This is a genomic window from Tepidanaerobacter sp. EBM-49 (genome assembly GCF_001896645.1).
Taxonomy (GTDB): Bacteria; Bacillota; Thermosediminibacteria; order Thermosediminibacterales; family Tepidanaerobacteraceae; genus Tepidanaerobacter; species Tepidanaerobacter syntrophicus.
Map to the genome: position 1 here is coordinate 59,472 of NZ_MPPE01000005.1, position 18,805 is coordinate 78,276.

Consider the following 18,805-nt stretch of genomic DNA (forward strand, 5'->3'; position numbering starts at 1 on the left):
CCCTGTGTCGCCTCCTCCGATTACTTGTGGTTTGATTATAACTCCTTTACTGTTTCCAATTGCTTTTTCTGTATAAGCTGAATAACATCTTTTTCTGTATGTGCAGAAATTATCATCTTTACTAAATTTTTATCCTGTAATAGATTTACCAGCTCAGATAATAATCTTAAGTGCGACTCATTATCTACTGCTCCTAAAACAAAGACTAATTTTACAGGATCTTTATCTCCTGAATTAAAATCAACTCCATTCTTAACTATAACCAAGCTTAGGCACATTGATTTTACACCGTCTTCGGGTCTTGCGTGAAATAAAGCAATTCCCGGTGCTATAACAATATATGGACCGTATTCTTCTACAGATTTTATCATAGCATCTATAAAACTTTCTTTTACTTTTCCAGTATCTACTAATAACTTGCCCGCGATCTTTCCGGCTTCTTTCCAATCTTTGACACTATCATATATTTTAATAGTATTTTCATTAAGCAATTCTGATATCACAGCATTTCTTACCTCTTCTCTTTTCTACGTTTAATAGCATAATTCTGCATAAAACTGACTTTATTCTTATTGTAAGCAAACAAGAGTCAAATTACAGAAATTTTTTTGTTTTTACTTTTCCTACTGTTATGACTGTGTGGAATTTTGTTTGTTTTTACTATGGCGCATTTCTAAATAACTAAATGTAATATAAGCAACGACTATAACGCCTATACCAATATAAGGATTTTTTAGAAGCATTGTTAATATCATCACATCTATGCAATCATGTCCTACTCCTTTAGCTCCAACAGCAGCAAAATCAAACATTGTATATAGAAGACCAGATAGGAATATCAGTAGAAAACCATAAATAAATCCAGCAATTGCAGAGCCGCGTCGTCCACCTGTTGCATTACCCATTATTCCTGCTACTCCGCCGGTAAAAAATGCTCCAATGATTGATACTAATGGAGTGACCTTAAACACTACTGAACTAGTAATCATCCCTATTAACATTCCTGCTACTGCCATGATAAATCCAATCATCAAAGAATTCGGAGCATACGCAAATAAAACAGGAACATCTAAAGCCGGTATAGCTCCAGGAACTAACTTGTCAGCAATTCCTTTAAACGAAGGCACTAACTCACCAAGGAACATGCGAACTCCTTGTAAAAGTATAAGCACTCCAGATGCAAAACCCAGAGCTTTTAATAGTCCAAAAACGATATAGTTTAAGTCGCCCGCATATTCAGCAACCATTTCAGGTCCAGCTACGATAACAACTAAAATGTAAAAAATTAACATCACAATTGAAACCGACACTGATGTATCTTTAAAAAATTCTAAGGACTCAGGAACTGTAATATCTTCGGCAGATTTCGACTTATCTCCAAACAATCCACCAATATATGCAGAAGTAGTTGTCCCTAAAGTTGTTAAATGTGCTATTCCAAAATTGTCATTTCCAGTCACTTTTCTAACCATTGGTTGACAAATAGCAGGTAGTAAAGTTAATATCATTCCTTGTAGTATTGTGCCTAATAATATAATATTAGTTTCTGTAAATCCAGCAGCATACAGGCTATAAGCAAGAGAAACTGAGAGAATCCACATCATATGGCCTGTTAAAAAGATGTATTTAAGCGGTGTGAATCTAGCTAAAATAACATTTACCAGAAATCCTGTTGCCATAATAAGTGCACTGGATGAAGCTATTATAGGTATAGTGCTTTGTATTGCTCCCACAATAGCTTCTGATGACGTCGCAAAACCCGATAAATGAAATACTTTTGCAAATAAATCTACAAACGGCAAAATTTCATTAACAATTACACCAGCACCTGCTGATAAAACAAGCATTCCTAGAGCTGTCTTTAAGAAACCAGATAAAACTCTTCCAAAAGATTCCCCTTGAAGTATTAGTCCTATCATTGCAACAAGCCCAATTATCATAGCAGGTGTACCTAAAATATCAAGTAATATATCGAGCATGTTTGTCCCTCCTAACTTTTAATTTTATTTGTTTCACTATTTTTTAGGAACTTGTAACGCTCTATTAAGAGATATTCTTGTCCTTAATAGGTTTTAATAAAAATTCTGTAAGTTTAAAACAAATATATAAAAATTTGTTCATAGTAAATATTAAGATTAGTTAGTTTTATTACTGTTTAAATAAGATACAATTTTATTTTCTACTTCTTTCTCATCAATAATGTTGTCAATGAAAATGACATTTTTTTGACCTTCAAAATTTTTTTTAAATTCCTTAGTAGTAATAATCAAATCAGCATTTTTACTTTTTATGGTTCCCATATCCCAATGTTCAATATTGCATTTTATTCCTAATTTTTTCATTACTTTATCAACTGTCATTTTAAGTATGAGACTTGAGCCAACTCCTAATCCACATACTGTTACTATATTAAGCATAGTGTACCACTCCATTTCTGTGAAATTTACAAGCACTCTATTATATTTCTATATTTTTTAATATATTCTTCATTGATCGCATCTCCTTCATCTAAATTTGAACTTACATAAACAGGAGGTATATATCCCAACTTAACGCAATTTTCGATAGTTTGCGCCATGATCGCTTCTATTACTGCCATACCTAAGACCGTGGACGTTCCACAGAATTTATGTTTCATGCCATCTATTGAAAGACAGGCATCGCCAGCTACACATTTAATATCAATAACAACATCTGATATGTCTTTTAGAAGCTTGCCCGAGCTGTGACGAGAGCTAACACTGTTAGTAAAATCAAGAGAGGTTAAAGCTATTACATTCATTTTCTTTTTCTTTGCTGCCAATGCCATATCAATTACACCAGCATTCCTTCCTGATATTGATACTATAATCATTGTGTCTTTTTCGTCCGTATTTATTAATTCTAAATAAGCAGGTGTAAAATTCTCTACTCTTTCTTGAATAGTGCTTAACTTAGCTTTCGGAAATAGAGCCATATGTGGGATAAGCAAAGGATTTGTTTGAACTAAGCCTCCAGCTCTATAAAAAATCTCCATAGCAAACATTTGCGAATGACCGCATCCAAAAACGTGTATTAATCTTTCGCTCATAATTGAATTTGCGCAATACTCCGCTGCTTTTTCGATACTTTCCTTTTCTTCTTCAAACTGCATTTTTAATTGGTTTTTAATAATTGAATAATACTCTAAGTATTTCATTGTCACCTTTCTCCTTCATTGTAATTTAGTTTTAACACAACTGATTTATCCAATTTGTTCTTTGTTTTGTCAAATTAAAATTTACTTAATAAACCAAAACGCCTACTATTCTATTTTCGTACATAATAACAAGTTTACACTTAAGATGTTACTTTTTATATAATATATCATCAATTATTAATTAATTTTTATAGGGATATATATTTACTCCCTTTACTACTCTGTTTACTATGCCGCCGGGATTAGGGTTATCCGGTTCTATTCCCGATTTTACAGAGGCTAGAAGCGCAAACACCTGGGCATAAAGGATGTAAAGCATTGAAATTAATATGGGATTATCTATTTCAGCTGCTTCTTCCGGTAGATAAAGTAAGTCATCACATATTTCCTTTAAGTCATTTTCAAAATTTGCTGATATAGCTATTACGGTATGATCACCAGGGTCATTGTAGATTTCTTTTAAAAGATCTATGTCATATTTTCTTGAATATGCATCTTGGGATAAAAATATAAAAACTAAAGTTTCATCATTTACTATAGATTTTGGGCCGTGTCTGAATCCTAAGACGCTTTCACTGTAACCTATGATTTTACCTCGTGTTAATTCTAAGAGTTTTAATGCGCTTTCTTTTGAAAGTCCATAGAAGCTTCCTGACCCAAGATATATTACTCTTTTTGGGGTAGAATTTAAGAGCTCGCTTAATTTCTGGTGATTATTATCTAAAATATTTTTTCCGATATTTGCAATTTCTGCTAATTGTTTAGAATAGTTTTCTAAATTTTGTATATCAAATATCAGTAAAGCCGCCAGCATCATGCATGTCAAGCTGCTGGTCATCGCAAAACCTTTATCATTTGATTTTTCAGGCATTAGAAGCAATAGGATATTTTTCTTATCCTTTGCTGTTTTGGCCATTTCGCCATCAGGGTTGCAAGTTATAAATATATGATGCACATCGTTTATTAATTGTTCTGCTAAGTTAAAGGTCGCCATACTCTCGGGACTGTTTCCGGACCTACCGAAAGAAATTATTATCGTGGTCGTATCTTTTTCTAGATAATTTTCCGGATTAGTCACAATATGCGTAGTCGGAATAGCTTCAAACCTGTAATTATATTTTCGCTGCAAATATGGAACTAAAGTCTCTCCTATATAAGCGGATGTACCTGCACCTGCAAATATAATTCTTGTGTTTTTGTTTTCTTGAAATCCAGCAAAAAATCCTTTGATCTTTTCTATATTGTTTTGAATAATTTGCAGAGTTTCAAGCCATAGTTCAGGCTGCTGATATATTTCAGTAGCTGTATTAAATCCATTGATATTTTTCCATGTTTCTTCTCTTATTCCGAACATTTTTCTCCCACCTTATAATGTTGTCATGTCATCATTACCAGTTTTGATAAAAAATTATCTTTTTAAAGCAACTCTATATTTAAATCTATCACCCCTTGCCACACTTTTAGTATATTCTATTACAGTGTCTTTTTCGTAAGTAAATCGTTCAATCATCATACTTGGCAGTCCTTCGTAATAATTCAGCAACTTAGCTTCATTTTCTCTGGTTATAACAGGTTGAAAAATTTCTTCGGCAAATGTAAAAGTTGTGTTGTATTCTTCTGAAAAAATGTCATACATCGGACGTCTCTCTAGTTTTTCCTTTGTTAAACCAGGAAATCTGCTGCATGGCACATGGCTTGTCTCTAACATCATCGGTTCGCCGTCCGCAAGCCTTAAGCGGGTAAATACGTATATTTCATCATGTACATTCAGTCTCATCTTCTGTGCCAGCTTTTCGTTGCATTTTGCTATTTTAAAATCTAGAACTTTAGATGTTGGCACTTTTCCAAGCTTCTTCATTTCTTCAGTGAAACTGTAAAACTTTAAAAGATCTTGTTTGAATTTTTCAGGTGAGACAAAAGTGCCTTTTCCATGTATTCTATAGATATATCCTTCTCGCTCAAGTTCCTGAATAGCTTGTCTGACGGTAGATCTGCTGATATCGTACTTTTCACATAACTCTCTTTCCGAAGGCAATTTATCATCTGCCTTTAGATTTCCCGCCTCAATCATTTCTATAATAATGTCCATTAATTGGTAATATAATGGTATTCTACTTTCCTTTTCAATCTTCTTCATCGCATCACCTTAATATTGTCATGTGGTCCGTACCAGTTATCTTTATAATACACGTTATTTTTTTGCTTGTCAATGTATTATGGCTAAAATTTTACCGTGTTTTTATTTTGTCTTTTATCTGCTCAAATTTTTTATCGCCTATGCCTGAAACATTTTTTATATCTTCTACACTGCTAAATTTACCGTTGTTTTCTCTGTAGTCTATAATTTTTTGAGCAGTTACAGGACCTATGCCGGGTAATTGGATAAGCTCTGCTTCGCTTGCGGTATTGATATTGATTTTTCCGTCATCTTTCGAGCTTATTCCTGCAATTGATTGACCTGTTGAAGAATCTGATGTATCTGTAATTTCTCCTGTTTTGGGAACATATAATTTATCTTCATCGTGAACCTTCATGGCAAGGTTTAAGGATTCAAGGTCTGCCTCAGGTATAACTCCGCCTGCAACATCTAGGGCATCTTTTACCCTATCTCCTTCTTCAAGGGTATAAACACCGGGGCTTTTGACCGCGCCCGCTACATGAACAATTATTTTTTCTTTCTCTTCTACAAAGGTTTCATCGTCTTCAAGGGGAGCTTTATCTTGCTCCTCTTGAAGATCGAGTACTATTTCGCTTGATGGTTTAAAAAATGCATAATATGTGATACATACCGTAAAAATCGCCATTATTAGCAAAATTCCTAGAAGTATCTTTTCTCTTTTATCAAAATCAGGCACTTCCTCAGCTCCTAATTTTACTTTTACATACCCATAATTTCATATATCTTTTTTATATCTACACTATTTCTTAGGACATCAGCCCAACGGTCAAACTCTTTTTCTCTAAACTCTTTAAAATTTAATGATTCAAAGTCTCCAAAATCAAAGGTTCTTCCATACTTACATATTTGCAAAAAGCTCACAAATTTTTTCGTAAACTCCGGATTATCAAACAGGCCATGAACAAAAGTACCTATGACTCTGCCTGTAGAAGATATAAAACCGTCTAATCCATCAACCGTACTATAAGCTTCATCAAGCTTTATAAAGCTTTTTTTGACAGCTTCTCCCCTTATATTTCCTGAATAAATCATATAGCCATTAATTTTTTCGCCATTTAAAACATCTGCAGGACTTGTAAGATTGTCTAATACATGTCCCGAGACTCTGATATTTTGCTGAGGGTTCATTGCAATATCGGCATCAATAAGGTTTAGCCCTTCTATACTTTCATTTATTTCAAAGTCAAAAGGCAGTTCAAATTTTCTTCCTAAAAGCGGCAAACTGCTTCCTTGGGCAAAAATCACAGCTCCTTTTCGGGCAAGTTCTGATATTTCCTCATCCCATTCTCTTTTTCGGATAAATTCTATACTTTCTTTGGGATTTTCAGAGGCCGGAATCAGTACCATGTCAGCATCCCCTATAGGCCCTTGAGACACATATGAAAGGTTGATTCCCGGATATTCAGCAAGTGGTGCAAAATCATTGAAATTCGTGATACGAGGCAATGTTAAAATTTTTACGATTATGGGGTGTCTTGAGGCGTCACTGTCGGTCTTAATATACTTTTGTAAGAGCCGTTCCTTTTCAGCCTGTGGTGAATCCTCTTCATCTATATAAATATCGGCATATGGGACGACGCCGAGCACTGGCCTTTTTATTATATCTTCTAGCATTTTTAGGCCAGGCTCCAAAAGTCTCAAATCTCCCCTAAACTTGTTGATAATAACGCCTTTTACCCTTGCTTTTTCTTCATCGGTAAGCAAAAGCATTGTCCCAGCAAGAGATGCAAATACTCCGCCTTTGTCAATGTCTCCTGCAATAACCACCGGCGCATCCACCAATTCGGCTACACCCATATTTGCAATATCATCTTCCCGAAGATTAATTTCCGCAGGGCTGCCCGCGCCTTCTATTACAACTATGTCATGGGAGTTTGCCAATTCATCATAGCTTTCTTTAACTATTTTTTTAAGCTTTGATTTATAGTCTTGGTAGTCCATTGCTGATAGGCTGCCTATTGGTTTGCCTTTAACTACAACTTGACTGTTTTTATCCGAACGAGGTTTTAACAGCACAGGATTCATAATAGCCTGAGGTTCAATTTTGCAGGCTTCGGCCTGGACAGCTTGGGCTCTTCCCATTTCTAATCCATCTTTAGTTATATAAGAATTCAGTGCCATATTCTGAGCTTTAAAAGGCGCAACTTTAAAACCATCTTGCGCAAAAACCCTGCAGAATCCTGTAACTAGTCGGCTTTTGCCAACAGAGGAACCGGTTCCTTGAATCATTATGCATTTTGCTGTCATTCTAAGAACCCCCTCAGTATTATATCTTCAGCCTCTTCCTCGGAAAGGCCCAGGGTCATTAATTTCAAAAGTTGCTCTTCGGCAATTTTACCTATAGCAGCTTCATGGGTCAATTGAGCATCAGGATGTTCCGCTGTAATTGCAGGGGTTGAGCTTATTTTACCATGATCCATTATTATTGAATCACACTCTACATGGCCTTTGCTGTCAGCCCTTGCAATAACTATTGGGTGAAAAATCTGGCTTGAGTTGTCTCTTGCAACAGAACGCGATACCACTTTAGTATTGGAGTTCTTGCCATTTAGTTCTATTGTCATATTGGATACTGCTTGTTGATCCTGGTGAGTAAGCAATCTCTCTGTAATTATCAGGCTTGCTCCTTCGGCAAGCTGCGCCTTTGTATCTCTTATAGTACTGCTAACACCTTTAATCTGGACGAGTTCCATTTCAGCTATAGAATTTTCCTCCATTGTAACTATGGTTTGGGGATTCAGGATTCTCTCTCCCGATCCTTCTCCATAGTGTTTTTCTATATACCGCATTTTAGCGCCTTTTTTAATGATGATTTCGTGAATGCCGTCATGCTGGGATTTCTTAGATCCGGGATTATGAATTCCACAGCCGGCTATTACTGTTACATCTGCTCCTTCACCTACGATAATAGTATTATATACTACATCCACTAGGCCGGACAAAGTTATAAGAACCGGGATGTGCACAGCTTCATTTTTGGTGCCGGGTGCTATTATAACATCAATTCCGGGTTTATCTGTTTTTGGCCTTACTTCAATATTTGCAGACGAATGGCGTATTATCCCTTCTCCATTCTTTCTTATGTTCACAGCTCCTGATGGTATGTTATGCAAATCTGCAATATTTTTTAAAAGTTCATTTTCAATAGCATTCAACTTCATCATTATTACCTCCGCAATTTGCCTTCCAGCAGCATCTTGCATCTTCCTGGATTAAAGGCAGTATTTTGTCTCTAGATCCTCTATCAGCTATTTTGCCATCAACTAGCAGGATTATTTCATCGGCCAGTGATAAGACTCTTTCGTGATGAGTTATAACAACGCTTGTTACATTTCCCCTTTTGTGATAATTTCTAATTAGCTGAAGCAGATTCTCAAAGCTCCAAAGGTCAACCCCTGCTTCCGGTTCATCGTAAATTACAAGTCTAGATGGTCTTGCAAGTACGCTGGCAAGCTCAATTCGCTTCATTTCTCCGCCGGAAAGACCGGAATCGCATTCTCTGTCAAGATAGTCTTGTGGACATAATCCAACAGACCTTAACATTGCTCTTAATGAATTTTCATCAGCAGAAATCTTTAAAAGGTCTTTAATTTTTAATCCCTTAAACCTAGGTGGATTTTGAAACGCATAGCTTATTCCGGCTTTTGCCCGTTCAGTTATACTAAAATCTGTTATGTCCTTGCCATCTAGGTATATTCTCCCCTCATCATTTTTATAAATGCCCATAATAACCTTGGCAAGCGACGTCTTTCCGCCGCCGTTTGGTCCTGTTAGAGCATAAAATTTATTATCTTCTAAATCTAAGTTTATATTTTCTAATATCGGAACTTCCTCACTGCCATTTTTCAGGCGAAGGTAAACTGATTCAAGTCTCAACATAATATTACCTCTTTTCTTTCATATTTATTGAATAAAGGGCTACTGTTTTCGTCCTTTGCCTTTTATATTTTACCTCACTTTCTCTCTTCATACAATAGCAACTCTTGGTTATAAAAATATATAAAATCCTTATAAATCAAGCCCTGATTGATATCCATAATTACAATCAATAATAATAATTAATATTTGTTACTTATATTTAAAAACCAGCACATAAAAGCGCTGGTTTTGTTTGTTCAAAAATTGTAGAGATTTTATATCTATTTAACTACTATGTTTACTAGTTTGCCGGGCACCGAGATAACCTTTATAATCTTTTTATCTTTAATGTATGGGGCAATTCGCTCTTGCTTTAGTGCAGCTTCTTTGACCTCTTCTTCCGGCGTATTGACAGGAATTACAATTTTATCTCTTACTTTTCCATTTACTTGAACAACTATTTCAATTTCATCCTCTAAAATCGCTGCAGCATCATAAGATGGCCACTTTTCAAGATATACGCTTCGCATATGGCCCAACTTATGCCATAACTCTTCTGCAAGATGGGGGGCAAATGGAGCAAGAAGCAAAAGCAAGGTATCCAGTGATTCGCTTAAAACTTTTTTAGAAATGTCTCTGTCCTTGTAATCACTGAGCTCATTTACCATTTCCATGATTGCACTTATTGCGGTATTAAAATTAAATCTTTCACCAATATCTTCTGTAACTTTTTTTATAGTCTTATGGGTGATGCGGCGGATATATGCGTCGCATTCTCCTTCGGTCTTAGCACTGCTAAATTTTCTAGATAATTCATCTACTAATCTAAAGACCCTTTGAAGAAATCTTGAACATCCTTCAACACCTTGATCGCTCCACTCTAAGTCTCTCTCGGGAGGTGCTGCAAAAAGTATAAACAGTCTTGCTGTGTCAGCTCCGTACTTTTTAACTATTTCCTCAGGGCTTACGATGTTGCCAAGGGATTTTGACATCTTAGCGCCGTCTTTTAGTACCATTCCTTGTGTAAGTAAATTTGAAAATGGCTCAGATGCAGATACAAGGCCTGCATCCCTTATGACTTTTAGGAAAAATCTGGAATACATAAGATGTAGGATGGCATGCTCCACACCGCCAATGTATTGATCGACCGGCATCCAATAGTCGACTTTACTTCGCTCAAAGGGCATTGCTTCATTTCTTGCATCAGTATATCGAAGAAAATACCAAGAAGAGCATACAAAAGTATCCATTGTATCTGTTTCGCGTTTTGCAGGTCCATGACATTTTGGGCATGTGGTATTTATGAATTCCTCTGATTCTTTTAAAGGAGACGTGCCTTTAAAATTAAACTTTACATTTTCCGGCAGCAAAACGGGCAGGTCTTCTTCAGGCACAGGTACAATGCCGCATTTGTCACAATAAACCATGGGGATAGGCGCACCCCAATATCTTTGTCTTGAAATAAGCCAATCTCTCAACTTATAGTTTACTTTAAATTTACCTATACCTTTTTCTTCCATGTATTTTCCAATGGCTTTAATAGCTTCACTGCTTATCATGCCATTAAATCCATTAGAGTTTACCAAAATCCCCTCATCCACAAAAGCCTCTGACATTTCTTCAGGAACTAGAGTTGCATCTTTCGGAGAAATAACCACTTTTATCGGCAGATTATATTTTCTTGCAAACTCGAAATCCCGCTGGTCATGGGCTGGAACTCCCATAACCGCTCCTGTGCCATAACTCAGCAGCACATAGTTTGCCGTCCAAATCGGAATCTTTTCGCCGTTCATGGGATTTATGGCATATGCGCCTATAAACATTCCTTCTTTTTCGGTTTCGGCGGAAGTTCTTGCTATTTCGTTGTATTTCTCCATTTTTTTTCGAAATTCTCTAACTTGAGCTTCATATTCTGTTCCTTTAGAAAGAGATTCTACTAGCGGATGTTCAGGTGCAAGAACTATATATGATACTCCATATACTGTATCAGGGCGTGTCGTAAATACAGGAATTTTTTCACCATTTTTTTCTGCGACAAATGAAAATTCAACACCTTCGCTGCGGCCAATCCAGTTTTTTTGCATAGTCTTTACCTTTTCCGGCCAACCGGGAAGTTTCTCTAAATCATCTAAAAGTTCATCTGCATAGTCGGTTATCTTGAAAAACCACTGTTCAAGCTCTTTCTTTTCAACTTCGGTTTTGCAGCGTTCACATGCCCCGTCTACTACCTGCTCGTTTGCAAGAACTGTGCCGCATGAAGGGCACCAGTTTACAGAAGCTTTTTTGCGGTAGGCAAGGCCTCTTTTATAGAGAAGCAAAAAGAACCATTGTGTCCATTTATAGTATTTCGGATGGCATGTAGCAATCTCTCTATCCCAATCATAGCTCAATCCCAATTGCTTTAATTGACTTCTCATATTTGCAATATTGTTCCACGTCCACTCTGCCGGATGAATTCCATGTTTTATAGCAGCGTTTTCGGCAGGAAGGCCAAAGGCATCCCAGCCCATCGGATGCAACACATTAAAACCGTTCATCTTTTTAAATCTTGCAACCACGTCTCCGATGCAATAATTGCGCACATGGCCCATATGTAAATTGCCCGAAGGATAAGGAAACATTTCAAGACAGTAATATTCAGGTTTGCTTTCGTCTTTCACAGCTTTGTAGAGTTTATTTTTTTCCCACTCCTGTTGCCATTTATTCTCAATAGACTTAAAATCGTATTTCAATCAAACGTCACCCTCCATATGCACAGTTATAGGTTTTAAATATATATCTTATGAATTAAAAAAAGTTTCTTATCCCCTTTAGGGACGAGAAACTTCTCGCGGTACCACCCTAATTGGTCAAACGACCCGTCTCAAACATTTTAACGCCTGTCGGCTAAGTCTTCTAAAGGTGAGTTCAAAGACTATGCTTTTCGGCTCGCACCTTGCGCCGAATCTCTGTAAAAGCACCAGTCTCATACTATTCCTTTGTATTAATATAAATGCTTATATTAAATTTTCTATATTATATTTCAACTCTTTTGGAGTGTCAATCTCATCCGGCGGCAAATCGATAATTTTTGCATCGGCCCATAGGCGTTCTAGCGTATAATATTCTCGTTCTTGACGAGTGAAAATATGCACAATTACGTCATAATAGTCCATCAGCACCCAAGCGCCTTCTTGATAGCCCTCTTTTCCTCTTACTGTGTAGCCCGCTTCCCCAAGCTTTTTCTCCACTTCATCCGCTAAAGCTCTGACATGCACCGGAGATGTGCCTGTAGCTACTACAAAATAATCCGAAAATACTGCAACAGAACTTATGTCCATTATCAGAATATCTTCGCCTTTTTTATCCCTTAAAATACTAGCCGCTTTAAGAGCGCAAGTTTTAGGGTTTTTTGTCATTCAGTTCCCTCCATAACAGAATTATATTTATATTAAAAATTTATTCATCTATCATATCTTTTCCTACAATTACCGTAGGAAGAGAAATATTTGAATCGCTTTTTTCTTCGAGTAAGGCCTTCGGAAGAACTTTTGCAACTTTTTCGGCCTCATCTTTTTTATCTTGAGGATATACTATGGTAGTAGTGTCATAATCGAAGCTGTCTGCATTACCTATACTGACAACTTTAAAACCTTGAGATTCGAGTCTGCTGGCAATTTTCGATGCAACGCCGCTTGTACCGCTGCCGTTTAGGACTGTTACTTTGACGCTGCCATCATCATAAAAAACTTCATCTATTACTTTGTCAAGTTCATTTTGAAAAGGTATGAAATAACTGATACCTGAAATATTTTTTCCTTCACCCGGCACAGTATACATTTTAATGTTTTCACGCTTCATCTGCCTTGCAAAATTAGCAAGACTCATCATTTCCATAGGCTGAATATCTGTTTCTACATTTTCTTGGACAATATCAATTATTTTAGGTAATTTTAAAAGCGTTGAAGGTTTTAAAATTTTATCTATAAGTGCTTCCATGAATTGCTGCTGTGCCTTAATTCGTCCAAGGTCAGCATCTGCATATCCTCTGTATCTTATGAACTGTTCAGCTTTGTCGCCGTCAAGAGTCTGTAGTCCCGGATATAAGTCAATATACAGTCCCCCTGCAGGATCGCTGTATTTCATACGTTCTTTAACATCAACTTCTACACCGCCTAAGGCATCCACAATATTTTTAAAACTGGAGAGCTTTACAACAACATAATTGTGAATCGGAACACCTAGAAAATCTTTTACAGTTTTAACTGCTAAATCCGCTCCTCCTAAAGCTGTTGCGGCGTTTATCTTCTGAATGCCGTATTTCCCAAGCTTTACTCTTGTATCTCTTGGAATGGAAAGTACTTTGACGGTTTTATTTTGGGTATCCAAGCTTACGACAATAATCGTATCTGAGCGATGTCGGTTATTTTCTTCTTTTGCCCCTATAGTTCCTGCATCCATGCCCAACAACAAGATATTTCGGCGTCCACCCTTAACAAATTCATCGGTATTTGATATGACAGAATCTTCATTCTGCTCAGCCGCCATATTCATCGTTCTTACCGTGTAGTAAAATCCGCTGCCAAGGGAAAAAACTATAAATAGTAATATAGCTACGGCTATTTTTAAAGGCCTTTTCATTGTTTAAATTCGCTCTCCCTTTTGATAAGAATAAAATTCCTACCGGAAATTGTTTTTGGATGCAGCAATCTCCTTTTAGTTAAAACGTACCTGATTGTAGAGTCGAAGGCTTTTACCATGGTATCGTCAAGATCTTGAAAAGCCACTCGTCTTAATTTTTCAACATCAGGAAAACATCGACTCGGTTCAATGAAATCCGCAATAAATATTACTTTATCCAGAAGGTCCATATTTTCGTCGCCGGTAGTATGGATCCTTATGGCATGTAAAATTTGCTCATCATATATACCATAATCTCTTTTTGCTAGCTCAGCGCCTAAGGGTCCGTGTATCAAAACTTTTTCTCTAATTTCGATATCATCTAAAAGTATACCAAAATCCTGAGCTAGTTTCAACTGAAGCTCTTCGCTCATGCCTCGTGCACAATCGTGAAGAAGGCCGGCAACCTTTGATTTGTTAACATCCGCTCCATAATGAAGCGCCAATTCTTCTGCAGTTTGCATCACACCTATTGAATGCAAAAATCTTTTTTTGTCAAGATTCGCCCTTAATTTTTCTGTCATTTCATCAAAGCTTAAAGTCATTGATAAAGACCACTTTTCTTTATATATGTTTCTACGCTGTCAGGCAGTAAATATTTAATGGATAAGCCTTCCTTCATCCTTCGCCTGATTTCAGTAGAGGAGATATCAAGGCTTGTAACTTTCATCGGAACTACCTCATAACCGTACATTTCTTTTATTTGAATAAGCTTTTGGTGCAATTGGTCTATAGGATATCCCGGCCGGGTTGCAGCTATGAAAGTACAATAACTTAAAACTTTATCAACATCTTTCCATGTGAGTATATCGAAAACCGCATCTGCTCCGCTTATAAAAAAAAGTTTTACGTCAGAGCCGAGTTCATTATAGAACTGCTCTAACGTATCCACGGTGTAAGTCGGACCGGGTCTGTCAATCTCTATCCTTGAAATTTCAAAAAATGGATTATTATTTACAGCAAGCATTGTCATGAGATACCTATCTTCAGGAGGCGTAACTGCATAATCTTTTTTATGCGGCGGCCGACCGGCAGGTGTAAATATAACTTTATCTAATTTGAAATTGGTTCTTGCAGTTTCAGCGGTTACAAGATGGCCATAGTGAATGGGATCAAAAGTTCCTCCCATTATGCCAATCTTTTGGTTCTTTGGCAAAGCAAATCCTCCTTTTTGAGTTTCTAAAATTCAAAGGTATATCTGATTATATGGCTGTCGCCTTTATTCTACATAATAAAACTCTGAATTGCCTATCTTTACTGTGTCTCCTGACTGAATTCCTTCTGCTTTTAGTGCATCATCAATTCCCATTTTTTTAAAGGCTCTCTGCAAGCGCTTAACGGCAGATTCGTTTTCAAGATCAGTCATTGCTACAAGTCTTTCAACGGCTTTTCCGCGAATATAAAATACATGGCCGCCCTTTTCAATAGAAAAAGGCTTTTCATCTTCTAGTGTATATTTTATAGATTCTACTTCTTTAACTGCTTCCGGTTTCTCTATGCTTGAAAGGGTCTTAGCGATAACCTGAACAAGTTCTCTTATTCCTTGTCCTGTTGCCCCTGATACAGGTATTACATTATATCCTTCTTTTTCTAATAAAGGCTTCACTTTTTCGTAATTAATCCTGGATTCTTCTAAATCCATTTTATTCGCAGCAACAATTTGGGGTTTTTTAGCAAGTTCTTCGCTATAGCTTGCAAGCTCTTGGTTAATTGCATAAAATCCTTCCAACGGATCTCTTTCAAATCCGGACATATCGATAACATGAACAAGTAGTCGAGTTCTTTCAACATGCTTTAAAAACTCATAACCTAAGCCTTGCCCTTCATGAGCTCCTTCTATAAGACCCGGTATATCGGCTATCACAAAACTGCCCTCTGAACTTTGGCCAAAGCTTGCTACTCCAAGATTTGGAGCAAGGGTCGTAAAGGGATAATTAGCAATTTTAGGCCTTGCAGCGGTCATTCGCGAAAGCAATGTAGATTTTCCTGCATTAGGAAATCCTATTAAGCCCACGTCTGCTATGAGTTTTAATTCCAGTATAATCCAACGTTCCTCTCCCGGTTCGCCTTTTTCTGCAAAATCAGGAGCTCTATGAACGGAAGATGCAAACTTTGCATTCCCTCGTCCACCACGGCCTCCTTTAGCTACAACAAAGCTTTCTCCATTTTCCACCAAATCTGCAATTACTTCACCTGTTTCGGCATCTTTTACGATGGTGCCCGGCGGCACATATATAACAAGATCCTCAGCATCGCGGCCGAATTTGTTAGAACCTTGACCATGTTCTCCTCTTTCGGCTTTGTAATGAATCTTGTATTTAAAATCCATTAATGTGGACATATTTGCATCGACTTTTAAAATCACGTCACCGCCGCGCCCGCCATCGCCACCGCTAGGTCCGCCGCGAGGAACATATTTTTCTCTCCTAAAAGCTACAACGCCGTTGCCGCCGTCGCCTGCCTTTACGTAAATTTTTGCGGTATCTATGAACATTTAAATCAACACCTATATCATAAGTTTTAGTTATAATTGAATATTAAAAATTTGTAATAAAAAACAAAGGTAACTTTTTCCATTAGTTACCTTAGAAACAGCTGCTATTATCAAAAAACTTAGTTCGCTGAGTATACGCTAACAAGCTTCTTATCTTTCCCTTTATTTTCAAACTTAACAACACCGCTGGCTTTTGCAAAAAGCGTATGGTCGGTTCCGATACCTACATTTTGTCCGGGATAAATCCTAGTGCCTCTCTGGCGAACTAATATGCTTCCGGCATTTACAAATTGTCCGTCGAATCTTTTAACACCCAAACGTTTTGACTGGCTGTCACGTCCGTTTTTGGAACTGCTACCGCCTTTTTTGTGAGCAAAAAGCTGTAAATTCATGAATTACACCTCCTCTATAACATCTACCTGTATATTTGAAGGATATGACTTTGAAATATCTTCTATGCCTAAAATAAATGTTTCCATAATAATGTTCGCCTTATCAGCTTTTTCAGCCGACAAGCCTTTAGGTATCTTCAGCAAAAAATAACCATCTTTCTTTTTGATTTTTGCCTTGATACCAACCACTTTTTCCAAGCCTAAGGCCATAGTCTGCGCAAGTGCCGAGACCGCTGCGCACACTATATCTTTGCCATATTCATCGTATCCCGCATGGCCGGATATTTCTATTAATCTATAGCCGCCAAAAGGATCGACATGCACTTTTACCTTTATCATTTCTGCGTTATTTTTCTATTTTTTCGATTAAAATTTCAGTAAACGGCTGGCGGTGACCTTGTCTTTTTCGGTAGTTCTTTTTAGCTTTGTACTTTAGCACTATAATTTTTTCGCCCTTTCCATGGCGCAAAACCTTAGCTGTAACCTTTGCGTTTTCAATCCAGGGTTTGCCGACTTTCAGGCCTTCATCGTCTGAAACAGCTAATACTTTGTCTATTTCAACAATCCCGCCTTCTTCTACCGGAAGTTTTTCTACTCTAATTTCATCGCCTTCCGAAACTTGATACTGTTTACCGCCTGTTTCAATAATTGCGTACATAAATTCATCTCCTCCTTATTCTCGCCGGAATCTAGGTAAATTTTTTAAAAACCCGTCCCGTGCGGTGGAAGAATATCAACCACCTAGGCTATTTTAGCATACGAAAACCTTATCTGTCAACGAAATTTAATTGTATTCTACCTTTACCATGACATTTAGGGCAAGTTTCTTCCATAACTTCGTACAAACTCCTGCATACTTTTTTTCTGGTCATCTCAACTAACCCAAGATTTGTAATTCCGAAAACTTGTGTTTTTGTTCTATCCTTTTTTAGTTCATTTTTTAAGGTATCTATAACAGCTGCCTTATGATCGGTGCCTTGCATGTCAATAAAATCTATAATTATTATTCCGCCTATATCTCTCAATCTTAATTGCTTCACGATTTCCTTAGCTGCTTCTAAATTAGTTTGAAATATAGTGTCCTCTAAACTCGTATGGCCTACGAATTTTCCGGTATTTACATCAATGGCAGCTAATGCTTCAGTATAATCTATAATAATATATCCGCCAGACTTTAACCAGATTCTTCTTTCTAGAGCTTTTTCAATCTCTTTGGTTGCATTGAAGTATTCAAAAATGTCTCTAGAATCTTTGTAAAAGATTATGCGCTCCTTTAGCTCTGAAGATATCGCAGATGACAGCTTGCAAACTTTTTCATATCCCTTTTGTGTATTAATATAAAACTTGTCTATTTCAAAGGTAAACATATCCCTGACAACTCGGCTAAGCAAATCCATATCTTTATAGATAAGTGCGGGAGCTTCTATATTTCTTTGCTTTTTTTCTATTTCGCTCCATATTACTTCCAGATATTTTACATCTGCTCTTATTTCTTCTTCGTTTTTATTTTCTGCCGCGGTTCTTGCAATTATTCCCATTTCATGTGGCTTTACCTCTTCTACTGCAGCTCTTAGACGCCGACGCTCATTTTCATCCTCTATTTTTCTAGATACGCCTACGCAGTTTATTCCAGGCAACAAAACCGTATATCTGCCAGGTAAGCTAATATTAGTAGAAACTCGCGCTCCTTTTGTCCCTACAGCTTCTTTTGTAACTTGTACAAGGATTTCTTGCCCTTTTTTAAGCATTGCCTCTATCGGGCTTTTTTTAAAACTATCAAATTCATCTTCGTGAAAATTGACATCCGAAACATATAAAAATGCATTTTTATCAAAACCAATATCAACAAAGGCTGCTTGCATACCCGGAAGTACATTTGCAACTCTTCCCTTATAGATATTCCCACGGCTTTTCTCTATGTCACCGGTTTCTATATAATACTCTACAAGATGTCCATCCTCTAAAAGTCCAACTCGGGTTCGATTGCAGGCAACATCCGCCAAGATCTCCTTAGACATAAATTTTCATCTCCTTGACCTTATCTT

General features: G+C 37.0%; 20 protein-coding genes and 1 other annotated feature. All 20 genes read right to left on the reverse strand.

Annotation, left to right across the window (positions count from 1 at the left end):
* Window positions 1-35 precede the first annotated feature (35 nt).
* The gene (locus BUE08_RS00990; RefSeq protein WP_286680131.1) at window positions 36-503 is read right to left on the reverse strand and encodes a PTS sugar transporter subunit IIA; all 468 of its coding nucleotides are present in this window, start codon (window positions 501-503) and stop codon (window positions 36-38) included.
* Between the two features lie 126 nt (window positions 504-629).
* Window positions 630-1,979 carry a PTS ascorbate transporter subunit IIC gene (gene ulaA / locus BUE08_RS00995; RefSeq protein ID WP_213995928.1) on the reverse strand — a complete coding sequence of 450 codons (1,350 nt, stop codon included), beginning with the start codon at window positions 1,977-1,979 and terminating at the stop codon, window positions 630-632.
* A 156-nt stretch (window positions 1,980-2,135) separates the two neighbouring features.
* The gene (locus tag BUE08_RS01000) at window positions 2,136-2,417 is read right to left on the reverse strand and encodes a PTS sugar transporter subunit IIB (RefSeq protein WP_213995929.1); all 282 of its coding nucleotides are present in this window, start codon (window positions 2,415-2,417) and stop codon (window positions 2,136-2,138) included.
* 26 nt (window positions 2,418-2,443) lie between these two features.
* Window positions 2,444-3,178, reverse strand: coding sequence for a sugar isomerase domain-containing protein (locus BUE08_RS01005; RefSeq protein WP_213995930.1), 735 nt, complete (start codon window positions 3,176-3,178; stop codon window positions 2,444-2,446).
* 181 nt (window positions 3,179-3,359) lie between these two features.
* Window positions 3,360-4,532, reverse strand: coding sequence for an SIS domain-containing protein (locus BUE08_RS01010; protein WP_286680132.1), 1,173 nt, complete (start codon window positions 4,530-4,532; stop codon window positions 3,360-3,362).
* Between the two features lie 54 nt (window positions 4,533-4,586).
* Window positions 4,587-5,315: a GntR family transcriptional regulator gene (locus tag BUE08_RS01015; protein WP_213995932.1), complete on the reverse strand. Its 729-nt coding sequence runs from the start codon at window positions 5,313-5,315 to the stop codon at window positions 4,587-4,589.
* Between the two features lie 91 nt (window positions 5,316-5,406).
* Entirely contained in the window at window positions 5,407-6,033 is a 627-nt protein-coding gene (locus BUE08_RS01020) for a helix-hairpin-helix domain-containing protein (protein ID WP_286680133.1), read from the reverse strand.
* A gap of 23 nt (window positions 6,034-6,056) precedes the next feature.
* Complete coding sequence (locus BUE08_RS01025; RefSeq protein WP_286680134.1) at window positions 6,057-7,604, reverse strand: cobyric acid synthase; 1,548 nt, start codon at window positions 7,602-7,604, stop codon at window positions 6,057-6,059.
* A complete protein-coding gene (locus tag BUE08_RS01030; protein WP_059033717.1) occupies window positions 7,601-8,518 on the reverse strand; it encodes a SufB/SufD family protein in 918 nt (305 codons plus the stop codon). Before BUE08_RS01030 ends, BUE08_RS01025 begins: the two co-directional genes overlap by 4 nt.
* A complete protein-coding gene (locus tag BUE08_RS01035; protein WP_273039370.1) occupies window positions 8,499-9,236 on the reverse strand; it encodes an ABC transporter ATP-binding protein in 738 nt (245 codons plus the stop codon). The genes BUE08_RS01030 and BUE08_RS01035 overlap by 20 nt, the downstream gene beginning before the upstream one ends.
* Before the next feature lie 260 nt (window positions 9,237-9,496).
* Window positions 9,497-11,947 (reverse strand): leucine--tRNA ligase, encoded by a 2,451-nt coding sequence (gene leuS / locus BUE08_RS01040; RefSeq protein ID WP_286680135.1) that lies wholly within the window; start codon window positions 11,945-11,947, stop codon window positions 9,497-9,499.
* Window positions 11,948-12,024: 77 nt separating this feature from the next.
* Window positions 12,025-12,208, reverse strand: a binding site (T-box leader).
* A gap of 3 nt (window positions 12,209-12,211) precedes the next feature.
* The gene (gene rsfS, locus BUE08_RS01045; RefSeq protein ID WP_059033710.1) at window positions 12,212-12,613 is read right to left on the reverse strand and encodes a ribosome silencing factor; all 402 of its coding nucleotides are present in this window, start codon (window positions 12,611-12,613) and stop codon (window positions 12,212-12,214) included.
* Window positions 12,614-12,653: 40 nt separating this feature from the next.
* Window positions 12,654-13,835, reverse strand: a complete 1,182-nt coding sequence (locus tag BUE08_RS01050) for an LCP family protein (RefSeq protein WP_213951119.1) — start codon at window positions 13,833-13,835, stop codon at window positions 12,654-12,656.
* Window positions 13,832-14,419: a bis(5'-nucleosyl)-tetraphosphatase (symmetrical) YqeK gene (gene yqeK, locus BUE08_RS01055; RefSeq protein ID WP_286680136.1), complete on the reverse strand. Its 588-nt coding sequence runs from the start codon at window positions 14,417-14,419 to the stop codon at window positions 13,832-13,834. The genes BUE08_RS01050 and yqeK overlap by 4 nt, the downstream gene beginning before the upstream one ends.
* On the reverse strand, window positions 14,416-15,030 hold the full coding sequence (nadD, locus tag BUE08_RS01060; RefSeq protein WP_083497742.1) for a nicotinate-nucleotide adenylyltransferase: 615 nt from the start codon (window positions 15,028-15,030) through the stop codon (window positions 14,416-14,418). Before nadD ends, yqeK begins: the two co-directional genes overlap by 4 nt.
* A gap of 63 nt (window positions 15,031-15,093) precedes the next feature.
* Entirely contained in the window at window positions 15,094-16,368 is a 1,275-nt protein-coding gene (gene obgE / locus BUE08_RS01065) for a GTPase ObgE (RefSeq protein WP_286680137.1), read from the reverse strand.
* Between the two features lie 119 nt (window positions 16,369-16,487).
* A complete protein-coding gene (rpmA, locus tag BUE08_RS01070) occupies window positions 16,488-16,760 on the reverse strand; it encodes a 50S ribosomal protein L27 (protein ID WP_286680138.1) in 273 nt (90 codons plus the stop codon).
* A gap of 3 nt (window positions 16,761-16,763) precedes the next feature.
* Window positions 16,764-17,099: a ribosomal-processing cysteine protease Prp gene (locus tag BUE08_RS01075; protein WP_273039375.1), complete on the reverse strand. Its 336-nt coding sequence runs from the start codon at window positions 17,097-17,099 to the stop codon at window positions 16,764-16,766.
* Window positions 17,100-17,106: 7 nt separating this feature from the next.
* The gene (gene rplU / locus BUE08_RS01080) at window positions 17,107-17,418 is read right to left on the reverse strand and encodes a 50S ribosomal protein L21 (protein ID WP_059033699.1); all 312 of its coding nucleotides are present in this window, start codon (window positions 17,416-17,418) and stop codon (window positions 17,107-17,109) included.
* 109 nt (window positions 17,419-17,527) lie between these two features.
* The gene (locus BUE08_RS01085) at window positions 17,528-18,778 is read right to left on the reverse strand and encodes an Rne/Rng family ribonuclease (RefSeq protein ID WP_286680139.1); all 1,251 of its coding nucleotides are present in this window, start codon (window positions 18,776-18,778) and stop codon (window positions 17,528-17,530) included.
* Window positions 18,779-18,805 lie beyond the last annotated feature (27 nt).